The following is a 14,481-nucleotide window of genomic DNA, read 5'->3' on the forward strand; positions in this document are numbered from 1 at the left end:
CTCTGTTGGTACTGTTGAGGTTCAACGGCAGAAAAAACCAGCCTGGATATACCTGACGAAGTGCATCTGCCTGCAGGCAGTGCATAGACCAATACTGAAGGTACCAGGCTGGCTCGATTCCAATAAAACAGGCAGAGAGTAAAGATCACAAGCTACTTATACAACCTTTTGCCTGTTGGTAAATAGTTCTCCCTCTAACATATGAGACCGGTACATGCTTGATCTCTAATTTAGCTCGTGTTTGAGATAAAATATCCATTTACAGTAATTGCTCCGGCCTGAAGGCCGGAGCAATTGTTTTTTATCTCGAATGCTCACGTGACTTACTAGCGCAAGCGTCCCGCTTGTGCGTTGTTGAAATAGGGTAAGGATCATTCAAGCCAACCAAGGCGTTTCCTCTTTTGGGTGAGGGTGGGAAGTCACCAATGAATCTTTAAACTCGCCAACACTTTTTTGCTGGCAATTTCCAGTCACCGCTTCGCTAAAGACTGAAAATATCCCGAAAAGACTATCAGCTCTCAAAACAATATCGAAACCGTAGCACCCTGTCCACTATTATTTTCGGCTTTGGAACGGAATCCGTGAAGCTCGCAGATACTCTGTACAATGGAAAGACCGAGGCCAGGACTAGCAGCAGCATTCCCGGTAAAATTCTCTCCCTTTTTAAAACGATCAAAAACACGGCCAATCATTTCTTTGGAAATACCCGGACCTTCATCCTCTACCGCAAATACCGGTTGACCATCATTATTGCTCCGAACAGAAATTGTAATTTTTCCACCTTCCGGCGAAAATTTAATGGCATTTTGAACAATGTTATACAAAGCCGAATGCATAAGCTCGCGACTACCGGTTATCTTGATCTTATTCGAAAAATTCTTTTCAAGTTTTAGTCCTTTCAGTTCAATAAAATCTTCAAGCTCGGTCAGCACTTCGCCGACCAGGTCCGTGATTTCAATCTCATCCTCCATCTCGTATTGCCGATTCTCTACCCGGCTGATGAGCAACAGGGCATTGCTCAAACGAGTAAGTCGCACAGCTGTTTGTTGTATGCCATTCAGACGTTCAACGGATTCCCGGTTCATTCCTTCGGGTTCGGACAACATTTTTTCGGTTTTCTGCCGGATGATAGAAAGTGGAGTCAACAACTCATGCGAAGCATTCTGAATGAATTTCTTTTGATCTTCAAAGGAAGATTTTATCTGGCTGAGCATAGTATTAAGCGCCTGATTGAGCACCCGGATTTCATAAGTGTCCGGTTCCGGGAAAGGTTCACCCACTTGTGTTGGAGATGATATCTTTTCCAGTCGGTCTACCGTTTCATAAAAGGGAGATAACACCCGGCCAAAAACATATTGATTGACCACATACAACAATATCACCCACAAAAACAGAGCTCCCAGCACACTTAGCAATACCGTCATGCTGATTTTTTCCCAAGCTGCTACTTCTTCATAGATTTCCAGGAAGTAGGGTTCACCAGTAACCGAAAGAGTCGTCTCAAGCTTGCGGTAGGCCTCTGGCACCGATGATATTTCGGGATAACGGATGGTATCTAAAGTGGCAAAGTAATTAGTATTCTCCACAACCTGTCCGGAATAAGACGTGATATCCACCCATTCATAGGAACCCAATCCTCCCAAAAGCCGGATTTCATCCAGAGTAGACGGATCTTCATTTAGCTGCTTTTGGATGTCCTGTTTGTGCTGCAGCAGGTGATAATCCAATTCATCAAAAATGGTGCTGTTTACCACATAATACATTCCCACCCCTGTTACCATCAACATTATAACGGAAAGCAGTAAATTGCTAAGCAGTATTTTATTGTTCAGCTTCATAACCATTCAACTTATATCCAACGCCATATACCGTTTCGATCATATCGGGCACACCGGATTCTCCCAGTTTCTTCCGGATATTTTTCATGTGTGAATTGATAAAATCCAGCGAAAACCGGTCATCAATCTTATTGCCCCAAATATGCTCAGCTAAAGCGATACGAGTGATGGTTTTATTCTTATTCAGAAAGAGATAGCGCAGCATCTTGTATTCGGTATCGGTTACTTCCAGCGGACGGCCTTCAAAACTAACATGCAAGTGATCAAGATGCACCGAAAGACGCCGGATGGTAATCACATTATCATTGATCTTAAACTTACGCCGCAAAACAGCATGGATACGGGCCCGCAGTTCAGGCATGGCAAAGGGTTTGGAAAGATAGTCATCGCTGCCCAATTCCAATCCCTGCACACGGTCGTCAATGTCTCCTCGTGCCGTTAAAATAATCACGGCCGTGTCTTCATTTTCGCGATGAAGTTTAAGCATTTTCAACAGGTCCAACCCATCCCCTCCTGGAAGACTTAAATCCAGAAGCACCAGATCATACAATTCGCCCGTGATGAAATCTTCAGCTGTGCTAAAATCCAGGGCGGTATCTACAGTAAACTGTTCCTCCAGCAGCTGTTCCTCCAGCTCCTCATTCAGCAGTGGTTCGTCTTCAACTATCAGAGCGCGCATACATTCCCGGTATGTTAGAATCTATGCTATAGTAGAAATTAAAAATGTACAGAATATGAATTCCGAGCCCGGTTTCTTAAACTATGATCAACTATCATCCAATAAGACACTTATTTACAGTTATTTATAAGCTTCACATAATCTTTACCTTTATCGGCTATAATAGTTGGTTGTTGAAGAAACTATTCAAGCGGCGATAAAATATTTACTATGAGGAACTCCAATCTGCGGCCTGTTTATCTTTGGTTATGGTCTGGCGTTATACTGGTTAGTCTGATGGTAATCATAGGCGGCATCACCCGGCTTACCGACTCCGGCCTGTCCATGAGCGACTGGAATCTTATTATGGGCTCCATCCCACCCACCAGTGAAGTAGAATGGCAACAAGCATTTGAGCGCTACCAGGAATTCCCGCAATACCAGCAAATCAATCATCAAATGCAGCTTGATGAGTTTAAACAGATTTATTTTTGGGAATACCTGCACCGGCTTTTGGGACGTATGATCGGCATCGTTTTCCTGGTCCCTTTTGTGTATTTCTGGGTAAAGGGGTATTTCGATCGCAAGTTGCTCAAACGTATGTTTATTCTTTTGGGATTAGGCGCCATGCAAGGAGCCATGGGCTGGATTATGGTAAAAAGCGGCCTTGTGGATGTGCCTTATGTAAGCCATTACAGGCTGGCCCTCCATTTTATGCTGGCCGTCATTTTGATTGGATTCTGTTTGTGGTACGCCCTTGATCTAAAAAAATACTCCCTGCCTCCTGATTCCCCTACCGTGTTAAACCGGCTGAAGCCTTGGTTTTGGGCAATTACTGTGTTATTCATTATTCAAATGGTATACGGGGCGTTTACTGCCGGACTTGATGCCGGTTACCTCTACAATTCTTTCCCAAAAATGGGCGGGCAATGGCTGCCTCCTACTTTTTCCATGCTGGAACCGTATGTGGCCAACCTGGTTGAAAATCCCGGCACGGTACAGTGGATCCATCGGGTAAACGGCACCCTGCTTGCCTTAGCTGTGATTGGATTTTGGTGGAAAGCCGTTTTCAACAGTAACTCAGCATGGATACAGGCGGTTTCCGGAATTTTGTTAAGCATTATTTTAGCTCAATATTTGTTGGGTGTACTCACGCTGATTTATAAAGTACCTGTTACACTTGGAGTTCTGCATCAGGCGGTGGCTATCTTGTTTTGGATTGTTTTATTGTTGATCGCTCACCGGCTGTATAAAAGTAACGGGCAAGTGGTGGCAACGTGGTAGTTTTTTAAAATTCTAGCTTATAGTATGAGGAATTGTTGAAGCTTAGTGGCGAAGGCTCTTGCGAACTTAATTTACAATAAATGCCTTTTCACCATCTCACATCCCCCTGCCCCGATTTCTCGGGGGCATGCTCATTTTCGGTCCCTCTTCAAAGAGGGGATTCTTGGTAGCAGCCTGAATTATAATTCTACCACTATAGTCGATGTTATCATGATGCATTATCGAATAAATCTCCCCTGGAAGGGAGACCGTTTGAAAGCCTGGGCTTTCAAGCAGAGGGATGTGCAATGGTGCATCCTCTTCGATGACTCAAGTCTGAAGACTTGATGTGCTTGTGCTCTTAAGTCATCGCTCGGAAAACTGTTTTCCTTTGGTAAGAATCTTGCCCCGCTCAAGACTTAAGATATCCTTGAAAGCAGGTTATAGTTTTAAAAGATCAGTTTTTAGTTGGGATCGTATTTCATCATCACAATACATCATACAAATCGCAAACATCACAGTTCAAAACAGATGCCGGACATAGCACATTCATCATCGGAATTAGTTACATGAACCCATTTCTATCCTAATCGCTTTCAAAAAATTAAAGACATTGAAGTTCTCACAAGTTAAAAGCCCAAATCTTCGACCTCACCAAACCTCTCCTTCACAAGGAGAGGCTTTTACGAGCCATGTTGATTATTAGAAACCTTAATAGTGCTTATTATCAACTAAAAGAGTTCTCCTCCTTGAGAAGGAGGAGACAGTGGAGGTCGGGAAGGTGGTAAAAGGTATGATTATAATATTACTTAACCTCCTATACATTGACTAGAGATTGTTCAGGACACTATTTTCATGAAACAAGCTATTATTGGATTCCACAAAGACGAAGAAGACGACTGGGTAGCCGACTTAGCTTGTGGCCACACCCAACATGTGCGCCATAATCCGCCCTGGCAATTGCGCCCTTGGGTCATCACGAAAGAAGGGCGTAAAGATCACTTGGGCAGGGAGCTTGATTGCAAAGAATGTGACCGCGAGCATAATTCTGATGATAGAAACTAAATATGTAAGTCATCGAAACTTACGAACCGTCTAAAATGCAGAATCATCATAAATGGCATGAATTCTGTTATCATAACTACCAAACTTTTTAACTCAACATCGCCGCACTATGATTTTTATTGATAACGAAGGCATCACCAATCCCCAAGTAAATCTCGCACTTGAAGAATACGCATTGCGTAACTTTGGGGAACATGAAGACTATCTGCTTTTCTACATCAACGAACCCTCTATTATTATCGGAAGAAACCAGAATACGCTGGAAGAGATTAACGATGAATACGTCAGGGACAATGGTATCCATGTGGTGCGGCGGATGTCGGGTGGCGGTGCCGTGTACCATGACTTGGGCAATCTGAACTTCAGCTTTATCACCAAATACAAAAAAGAGAACCTGAACAATTTTAAGAAGTTTACCCAGCCGGTCATCAAAGTATTGAAGTCGCTGGGCGTGCCGGCCGAGATGAGTGGACGAAACGACATCCTGGCAGAGGGGCGTAAAATCTCCGGCAATGCTCAGTTCTCTACCGGCAAAAGGATGTTCAGCCATGGCACTTTATTGTACACCAGCGATCTGGATGAGGTGACCAACGCCCTGGATGTGAAGATGAGTAAAATCCAATCAAAGGGGCATAAATCAGTCCGCAGCCGGGTGGCTAATATCATTGAGTTTATGGATACTGATTTGAGTGTTGGCGAGTTCCGGGAACGCCTGCTGGAAGGATTGTATGAGGATCGCGAAACTTTTGAAACCTACAAACTTTCCGAAAGCGAATGGGCTGAAGTGCATGCACTGAAAGACGAGAAATATGGCAACTGGGACTGGAACTTCGGCAAATCCCCTAAATTTAATATTCAGCGCACCCGTCGCTTCCCTATCGGCGAAATTGACTTGCGACTGGATGTGCAAAAGGGACACATCAAAAACTTAAAAGTGTATGGCGATTTCTTTGGTAAAGAACCAGTAGAAGAGCTGGAAGAGTTACTTAAGGACGTACGCTATCACCCCGAAGATATCACCGCAACCTTGCAACCTATAGACGTGAAAGAGTACTTTGGCGACATTGAAAAAGACGCCTTTATTGAATTAATCTATGGAGAAGACTGAGTGGGTAATTCCAGAAACTAAACGCCTTTGTAAATTTATTTTGAGGATATCCTAAGTGGTATTAAGGAGATTGCCACGTCGATATGCCTTCCAAATTTATTTTTGGCATCATATTCTCCTCGCAATGACCGTGTTTTAAAATTATAAGAGTGGTTCTCAGAAAATCATCTATTGCTTGGTCTGAAGATCGAAGAAGTTTCAATACAGGGTTTATGTACCTAGTCCTGGGCTATCAAAAGAAAAAAAGGCCATCCCGTAACCCTAACAATAAGTTTGGCGACGGGACGGCCCAAAGCGCAACAAGAGATAACATCTTTAGCTAATGTGCTGTCATCTAAAAAAGATGTTCGGCTAAAATGTTTTTTTATTGTGAACAATTGATGAAGGTTTTGAGCTTTTTAAGCAAAGGCTTCAACCGGTATCTGATAGGCGTGTAGCGGATTATCAGCATTATGATCCACCTGCTCATTGAATGATTTAACAGCCGCAAGGATATTTTTGACCGTTTCTTCGTTTTGAAAAGAGAAAAACAGGGTGGAATAGATTCCCTGGTCGGCTTGTGAAAACCAGCTCCTGATGTCGGGTTGATGTTTTTCGGTGCGAAAGCCATACATCTCTGTTTCACTATACACCGGCACATTATGCTTTACCATGAGGGCCCGCACTTCATCCTCAAATTCTGCTATGCTAAGTATGATGAGTAATTTCATGATTCTATGATTTAAGTAGTTAAAGCTTTAAAAAATTGGGAGAAAGCTTTCAGAATGGGCTGAAAGCTCCCTCCCGTTTTGTCAGACCGATATACCGACCTTTTTCATGGTGCTGTTTTAATCTTTTAGAATTTGTTCTCTGCTAAGCCTCTTTTTAACCATAAAGTAGATCAGCGGAACGGTTACCAGCGTGAGGGCGGTAGAGGCAATAGCCCCGCCCATCAACGAAATAGCCAGTCCCTGGAAAATGGGATCAAACAGGATTACGATAGCGCCAATTACTACAGTACCCGCCGTGAGCAGGATGGGCATGGTTCGTACCGCACCGGCTTCAACTACCGCATCCTGTAAGGAATTTCCTTCCCTCAGACTAATCTGAATGAAATCAATTAGGAGCACTGAGTTTCGAACCATAATACCAGCCAGGGCAATCAAGCCAATCATAGAGGTGGCCGTGAAGAAGGCACCGGTGAGCCAGTGTCCTATCAATATCCCAATCAGCGACAACGGAATGGCGATCATCATGATGATGGGCACGCCGAAATCCTGGAACCAGCCTACAATCAGGATGTAGATAATCAGCAGCACCACGGCAAAGGCAATGCCCAGATCGCGGAATACTTCCAGGGTAATCTGCCATTCGCCGTCCCATTTCACCGTCAGGTCCTCGCTGTTGAAAGGCTGACCTGCAAATTGCTGTTCCATGCTGTAACCCGCCGGCACGTTTAGTCCGTCGATCTGATCTCCGGCATCCAGGATGGCATAGACCGGGCTTTCAATTTCTCCGGCAACTTCAGCCGTCACATATACCACACGGCGCTGATTTTTGCGGAAAATACTTTTCTCCAAAGTGTCCTCTTTTTCCTCTACCAAATCAATAACCGGAATCATTGCACCTGTTTGGGATTGCACATGCAACCCTCCGAGCTGTTGGATTCCTGCCCGGTTAGCCTCACTTAGTTTTAACTTCACAGGCACCGGTGTGGCTTCGTCTTCATCATATAAAGTGCTTATCGGGTGCTGTCCCAAAATCATTCCAAGCGCTTCGGTTACCTGGTTAGGCATCACGCCGCTTATGGCTGCTTTCTGCCGGTCTACTTCAAAGTGGTATTTGGTTTGATCGGCCTCTACCATCCAGTCGGTATCTACAATACCAGGGGTTTGCTGGAAAATTTCTTTGATCTGTTGGCCGATATTCCGCTGCATTTCTAAATCCGGGCCATAGACTTCGGCCACTAAAGTAGACATGACGGGAGGTCCCGGGGGTACTTCCACCACTTTCACGTTGGCGCCGTACTTCTGCCCTACTTTCTGCACCATCGGACGCATCCGTTTGGCAATGTCGTGACTTTGGTCATCACGCAGGCTTTTATCTACCAGGTTCACCTGTATATCCGCCACGTTTGCGTTTTGACGGAGATCGTAACTGCGTACCAGTCCATTAAAGTTGATGGGCGCGTTGGTACCGGAATATACCTGGTAATCGTACACTTCGGGGATATTCAGCATTACCAGCCCTACTTCCTGCGCCACCACTTCGGTGCGTTCCAGGGTGGTTCCTTCCGGCATATCGATGATGAGCTGAATCTCATTTTTATTATCAAAAGGCAACATCTTCACTTCCACCGAACGGGTATAAAACAACACCAGGGTTCCGAAAAGTACCACCGTGGTTCCAATCAAGAAGCCCCAGCGTTTGGACGAGCTTTCCATCAGCGGACGCATGGTTTTATCATACACCCGGTAGATAATCGTGTCTTCCAGTTTGTAGCGTTTGCCTGAACTGTTTATCGCCTGAACCCGGGAAGCTCGAAGCAGCCGGTAACCCAGCCAGGGCGTGGCAATCAAGGAAATGATCAGGGATAAAATCATGGCCACGGTGGCTCCAATGGCAATGGGACTCATATAAGGCCCCATCAACCCCGAAACAAAAGCCATGGGAATAACGGCTGCAATTACCGTGAAGGTCGCCAAAATGGTTGGGTTGCCCACCTCGTTGATGGCATAAATGGCCGCCTGTTTAAAGGGCAGATTCCGCATTTTAAAATGCCTATGCATATTCTCCGCCACAATGATAGAATTGTCCACCACAATCCCCGTCACAAACACGAGGGCAAAAAGCGTGATGCGGTTTAGGGTGTAATCATACATGTAGTAGAAAAACAGGGTGAGTGCAAAAGTGATAGGCACCGAAATGAACACTACCAAAGCCCCTCTCCATCCCATCGCTAAGAACACTACAAAGGATACCGAAAGCACCGCCACTAACAAGTGAATGAGCAAAGTGCTCACCTTTTCCGTTGCGGTTTTGCCGTAATTACGAGTAGTCTCAACATTAATATCGGAAGTAATCACGGAGCCACTCAGCTGCTCTACCATTCTGTCGATGTCAGTAGCGATGGTCATCGCATCGGCGCCTTGCCGTTTGGCTACCGATATAGTTACTGCTGGATAGGCTCCACCGGCTACATACTCACTTTCCTTGGCCGATACGGGGCCCGGTGAATAAGACACATAATTGGCCGGCTCACCCGGACCATCCTTAACCCCTGCTACATCGCGCAGCAAAATTGGATCGCCTGCCCGCACATCTATCACTAGTTCACCTACCTCGTCGGCTGTTTTCAGGAAGCTCCCGGTTTGAACCAGGAATTGCTCATCATTAGCCGCAAAACTTCCGGAAGTAAACTCCCGGTTGGCCACTTTTATGGTCTGAGCTACTCTTAGCGGATCTACAGAAAGAGAAGCCATCTTGGCTTTATCGAGAATTACCTGCACCGTTCGTGAGCGTCCGCCATGAATTTTGGTCTCGGCTACATCAGTAATCGATTTGATTTCATTATCCAGTTCCTGGGCTACGCGCCGCAGTTGATAATCGTCTTGCGTATCACTCCAAAGCGTCAGTGTTACAATGGGCACATCGTTGATGGAACGGGTTTTTACCAGCGGCATAGTCACGGCCTCCGGTTTCTTATCCATAAACTTCATCACCTCGTTATAGAGGCGCACCAGGCTTTCTTCCACATCCTGCCCTACGTAAAAGCGGGCGGATACCATGGCCATCTCCGGCATGGACGTGGAATACACGTACTCAACGCCCGAAATGTTGGAGAGAATTTTCTCCAGAGGGATGGCCACTTTATTTTCTACCTCCTGCGGAGAGGCGCCGGGGTAACCGATATAGATATCGGCCATGGGCACGTCAATTTGAGGTTCCTCTTCACTGGGCGTCAGCCACACGCCGTACACTCCAATGGCTAAAAAGGCGATCATCAAAAGCAGTGTCAGCTTTGAATCAATAAACGCCTGTGCAATTTTACCTGCTAATCCGGTTTTCATCGTTCTTCTTTCTTACAAATTCTTATTAATGCTTGATCTGATTTACTTACTGTCAAAACTTTTTCCGCGAGCATCAGCCCGATCCGTGTAATCCGTGTTCTGTTCCTTTGTTGCAATTGTATGGAACACGGATGACGCTGATTCTGCGGATGGTCACTGGTCTATTATGAGTTATTTTATTGGGTCTGTAGTTGTTGCCCTTGCCTTATGGATGTTGTAGCATCGGCCACGAACTGTTCTCCATCCTTCAAGCCGGATATAACTTCTACACTATCTGCATAGGATTCTCCCGTTCTTACCCAGCGCAGCATAGCTTTGTCCTCATCATTCAGCGTATAAATTCCGGTTAACTGTCCTCGTTCTACCAGAGCCTTTTTTGGGATGAACAGTGCATTGCTTCCGTCAACCTGAATGGCAATTTGAGCAAACATGCCCGTTTTAAGGCCTTCGGTTCCGGCCGACTCATCCAGCTTGGCTTCAATGGCAAACTGACGGCTCATCGGATCACCTGCTTCACTTACCGCGGTCAATGTTGCTGGAAGGCTTTCAAGCGAGGCCGACTCTACATTGACCCATACTTTTTCGCCTTCTTTGATGTCTTCTATCCACTGCTCAGGTACATTAGCAGTTATTTTCATGGATGAAGGATCCGCTACCGCTACCAGTGGATGTCCGGGAGCTGCCATATCACCCTCCGATACAAACTTGCGGGCCACGATGCCATCAAAGGGAGCCCGAATGGTGGTGTAAGCCAGCATCTCGTTGAGCTCATGCAACCGCGCTTCAAGAGCTTCCATATTGGCCTTGGCGATCTCGTACATCGTCGAGATATCGTCCATTTCTTTGGATGTGGCACTTTCCTCAGCATACAAATTCTTGATGCGGTTGTAGTTCTTCTCGGTATTCTCCAGGTTGGCTTTGGCCTGCACCATATTGGCTTCCAGCTGTGATTTCTGCGCCAGGATCTGATCGTCCTTAATCCGAACCAGCACTTCTCCTTTATTCACTTGTTTGCCAACCTTTACCGGCACGCTGGTTACGGTTCCCATCACGATGGTGCTGAGATTGGCCTCGTTATCGCTGGCTACTCTACCTGGAAATTGTTGTACACCGGCCGACATCGAAGTGGAAGCTGTAAGTACTTCTACAAGTATCGCCTCCTGAGACTCAGACTCTTTTCCCTCCGATGTGCAACTTATAGTGAGCGTTGCCATGAGTATGAGGGATAAAAGTCCCGCTAAGGGTTTAAACCAATTTTTAAATAGGTAATTCATTGTTCGTGTTGTTTAATCGTTAATTTTTAAAATGTTCTTCAAGCAGCAATTCAAGGGCTGCCAAACTCATATTGTATTTAAAGCGGGCCATCACCCGTTTCAGCTTGGCCTCGGCCAGTTTGGTTTCCGCCTCCAGTAAATCGGTAGTGCGTTCCATCCCCTCTTCGTATCGGTTCGTCCTGATGGTCACGTCTTCGGTGGATTGAGTGATGGCTTCTTCCGTCAATGCCAGTTCTTTTTGGGCATGATCGAGGGAGCGCAGGGCCTGTCGCAGTCTGTTTTGCTGTTCCTGTCGGTGGCTTTCCTGCATGCTCTGTGCTTTGTGATAGTCTGCTTTCGCCTCCATCACTTTACCGGCTTTACTGAAACCAGAGAATAGATCCCACCGCAGATTAAGCCCTATCATGTAGGAGGAAGCATCAAAGCCTGCAAAATCCTGATCGTTGTATTCGTAACTTCCAAAGGCGTTAATTTTGGGTAAAAAGCTGAAACCGGCTGATTTGACCATCTTTTGGGCCGCCTCAACCTGTAAATCAATAGCCCGTGTCTGAGCGTTGTTGATTTCAATTTCTGAGAGGTTATCTGCCAGTTCGGGTTGCGCTTCAACTTGTAATTCATCGGTTGGGGTGATGATCGCGTTGCCTTCCAAGCCCAAAAGCAGCGCCAATTCCTCTTCTACCTTATCCCGTTCATTTTGCGTGTGCAGCTGGCGGCTTTCCATCTCCAGCTCATATACTTTAGCCGCCAGAAAATCTTCCTTACTGATCATGCCCTGCTCAAAATAATTTTGTGCCTGCCGGCGATGAGCTTGGGCGGTTTCCAAAGCGGCATCCAGCACCTCCAGCTGGCGCAGATGCAGAATCAGGTTGTAATATTGTTGCCGCACCTGGAACCGGATGTAGTTTTTAGTTCCAGCCAACTGTTCCCGGCTTGATTGGAGCTTGCTCTTTACGGCACCCCGCTGCAGGAACATATCCGGGTTTAGCAGGGGCTGGCGCACCTCAAATTTGGCACTGTAGTTCTCATAGGCATCCGGATCGTTTAACAGCGCCGGGTTAAAATCCTGCTGCGAAACCACTTCCTGTTTTAGTTTAAAACCAAATACGTTCAGCGGATCGTCTGTAGAAATGGCGTTGTACTCAAAAGATAATTGAGGCAGAAATACGGCATTGGTTTGCCGAAATTTAGCCTGTGTTTTATCCACCTCGTAGCCCGCCTGTTCAATACTGAAGTTTTGGTCGAGAGCCAGTTCGGTTGCTTCCTCCAGCGACAGCCGGAGTGTGTGCCCATTACCGGCCGACTGCTGTGCCATGACCGCAAGCGGCGCCATCAAAGCTAGCATAAGCAGACCGGTTTTCAGGGTATATGAATTATTGGAATTCATGTTAATGATTGTTTTGTAGTTAGTTTGTTGATTTAAATTCTTTACAGCTTGCAGGATTTGCCCTCCCTAAAACCAAGGTCAAATTTGCGCACTATTTGATCAGCCAGGCACCAGCCCGAAAAGGTAGATTGCATCATATTCAGCCCTACAAAAAGGGTAAGCAACAGCCAGTAAGGAGAAATGAAATGTGCGAGCAAAACGCTTAGCGTTACCATAAACCCTGCAAACAGCCGGATGGTCCGTGTTACTTTGTCCATGCTTAATTCCTTCCCCGATAGATATACTGTTCAGGATGTTGCCGGTCATTATTTACCGGCACCCTGACGGTGACCCTCTTTTTTTCCAATACTCGGTCATCATCCCTCAAAAGCCGTTTAATCCTTTCTATGTACTCTTTTAAAACGGAAACCATATGTGTTCTGCTCATCTTTGTTGGTTTGTGCTTTGAATTTCTGATACAAAGAATACGCAGTTTGCTAACTTCATTCAATAATTTTATTGAATGATTATTTGTTTGATTGTACGCTTGTTAAGTTAGGTATTTTCAGTAACAAGGCCTGCTTCATCAAATCTTAACTATCTATAAAACTGTGACTTATATCACAGATCCAAAAAGCCTGTTTGTGCGAGTAGCTGGTAGTAGTTGCAAGGAGTCATAGGAGAAGCACTGGTTTTTAGATCGCAAACGTAAATGATACACTCCTCAAAAATGTTGGGGCTTGATGAAAAAAGCACTTAAGTTTACTCATCATTAAACAAAACCTATTTTGATGCGCCACATCCCCTATTCCGTCTTAGATCTTGCCATTGTAACCGAAGGTAGCACCTTAGCCGAAGCTATAGAGCGCAGCCGCGATTTGGCTGTTCACGCAGAAGAGTATGGTTATAAACGATTTTGGATGGCGGAGCATCACAATATGGAGAATATTGCCAGTTCAGCAACCTCGGTACTATTGGGGCATGTAGCAGAAGCTACCAACAGCATCCGGGTAGGCTCTGGCGGAGTGATGCTCCCCAATCATTCGCCGCTCATCATCGCCGAACAATTTGGCACGCTGGCTACTATGTATCCCAATCGAATTGACCTCGGCCTTGGCCGGGCTCCCGGCACCGACCAAACCACCGCCAACGCCATTCGGGAAGACCGGATGCAGGAAGTGCAGAAATTCCCTCAAAATGTAATCCAGCTGCAAAAGTATTTATCGGCAGAAAACAGAGAGGAACAGGTACAGGCCATTCCGGGAACGGGAACCGAGGTTCCGCTGTATATCCTGGGTTCCAGCACCGACAGTGCGCATCTTGCAGCAGAATTGGGCTTGCCGTATGTGTTTGCCAGCCATTTTGCGCCCCAACAGTTGATGGCAGCTGTTGAGATTTACCGCAAACGGTTCAAACCTTCCAAACAATTGAACGAACCGTATGTGATGCCCTGTGTGAACATCATTGCATCTGACACGGATGAGGAAGCCGAATACCTTTCCACCAGTATGAAACAGATGTTTATGGGCGTGGTTACCGGAAACCGAAAGCCTATGCCGGCTCCGGTGGACGATATGGGACCCATTTGGAATATGCATCTCAAATACGCCGTACAGCAGATGTTGGCTTGTACCTTCATTGGCAGTAAAGATACTATCAGCAAAGAGCTTAATGATTTTCTGGAGCGAACCGATGCCGATGAACTGATGGTTGCCTCTTATATTTATGATCACCAACAGCGGCTGAAATCACATCGCATGCTAAGTGAAATTATGACCACTGTAACTGCCTGATTTCAAATCAGGAGTTTGAAAGTCGGCATAAAAACCCTATTTACCGGCATACACAGCCTTTTATATAAAT

At 45.8% G+C, this 14,481-nt stretch carries 11 protein-coding genes; 4 read left to right on the plus strand and 7 right to left on the minus strand.

The genetic code is table 11. The features are described 5' to 3' along the window. Positions 1 to 518: 518 nt before the first annotated feature. Positions 519 to 1,838 (minus strand): sensor histidine kinase, encoded by a 1,320-nt coding sequence (locus FN815_RS18355; RefSeq protein ID WP_185957376.1) that lies wholly within the window; start codon positions 1,836 to 1,838, stop codon positions 519 to 521. Further along, positions 1,822 to 2,517: a response regulator transcription factor gene (locus tag FN815_RS18360; RefSeq protein ID WP_142456301.1), complete on the minus strand. Its 696-nt coding sequence runs from the start codon at positions 2,515 to 2,517 to the stop codon at positions 1,822 to 1,824. Before FN815_RS18360 ends, FN815_RS18355 begins: the two co-directional genes overlap by 17 nt. A 210-nt stretch (positions 2,518 to 2,727) precedes the next feature. Between FN815_RS18360 and FN815_RS18365 the strand changes: the two genes are divergently transcribed. From FN815_RS18365 to lplA, 3 genes are all read left to right on the plus strand, one after another. Next, positions 2,728 to 3,780, plus strand: coding sequence for a COX15/CtaA family protein (locus FN815_RS18365; protein ID WP_142456302.1), 1,053 nt, complete (start codon positions 2,728 to 2,730; stop codon positions 3,778 to 3,780). Between the two features lie 834 nt (positions 3,781 to 4,614). After that, on the plus strand, positions 4,615 to 4,824 hold the full coding sequence (locus FN815_RS18370) for a DUF3565 domain-containing protein (protein ID WP_142456303.1): 210 nt from the start codon (positions 4,615 to 4,617) through the stop codon (positions 4,822 to 4,824). Between the two features lie 109 nt (positions 4,825 to 4,933). After that, positions 4,934 to 5,932: a lipoate--protein ligase gene (gene lplA / locus FN815_RS18375; protein ID WP_142456304.1), complete on the plus strand. Its 999-nt coding sequence runs from the start codon at positions 4,934 to 4,936 to the stop codon at positions 5,930 to 5,932. A gap of 398 nt (positions 5,933 to 6,330) precedes the next feature. Here the strand turns inward: lplA and FN815_RS18380 are convergent, their stop codons facing one another. The 5 genes from FN815_RS18380 to FN815_RS18400 all read right to left on the minus strand — a co-directional run bounded on the left by FN815_RS18380 (position 6,331) and on the right by FN815_RS18400 (position 12,896). Next, complete coding sequence (locus tag FN815_RS18380; RefSeq protein WP_142456305.1) at positions 6,331 to 6,642, minus strand: hypothetical protein; 312 nt, start codon at positions 6,640 to 6,642, stop codon at positions 6,331 to 6,333. A gap of 117 nt (positions 6,643 to 6,759) precedes the next feature. Next, on the minus strand, positions 6,760 to 9,981 hold the full coding sequence (locus FN815_RS18385) for an efflux RND transporter permease subunit (RefSeq protein ID WP_142456306.1): 3,222 nt from the start codon (positions 9,979 to 9,981) through the stop codon (positions 6,760 to 6,762). A gap of 176 nt (positions 9,982 to 10,157) precedes the next feature. Continuing rightward, positions 10,158 to 11,195 carry an efflux RND transporter periplasmic adaptor subunit gene (locus FN815_RS18390; RefSeq protein ID WP_221930360.1) on the minus strand — a complete coding sequence of 346 codons (1,038 nt, stop codon included), beginning with the start codon at positions 11,193 to 11,195 and terminating at the stop codon, positions 10,158 to 10,160. Positions 11,196 to 11,274: 79 nt separating this feature from the next. Continuing rightward, a complete protein-coding gene (locus FN815_RS18395; RefSeq protein ID WP_142456308.1) occupies positions 11,275 to 12,639 on the minus strand; it encodes a TolC family protein in 1,365 nt (454 codons plus the stop codon). A 41-nt stretch (positions 12,640 to 12,680) separates the two neighbouring features. Next, the gene (locus FN815_RS18400; RefSeq protein ID WP_142456309.1) at positions 12,681 to 12,896 is read right to left on the minus strand and encodes a YgaP family membrane protein; all 216 of its coding nucleotides are present in this window, start codon (positions 12,894 to 12,896) and stop codon (positions 12,681 to 12,683) included. A 513-nt stretch (positions 12,897 to 13,409) separates the two neighbouring features. Between FN815_RS18400 and FN815_RS18405 the strand changes: the two genes are divergently transcribed. Continuing rightward, entirely contained in the window at positions 13,410 to 14,411 is a 1,002-nt protein-coding gene (locus FN815_RS18405; RefSeq protein ID WP_142456310.1) for an LLM class flavin-dependent oxidoreductase, read from the plus strand. Positions 14,412 to 14,481: the final 70 nt, after the last annotated feature.

Origin of the sequence: Gracilimonas mengyeensis, from assembly GCF_900182705.1 — a bacterium.
GTDB classification, from domain to species: domain Bacteria; phylum Bacteroidota; class Rhodothermia; order Balneolales; family Balneolaceae; genus Gracilimonas; species Gracilimonas mengyeensis.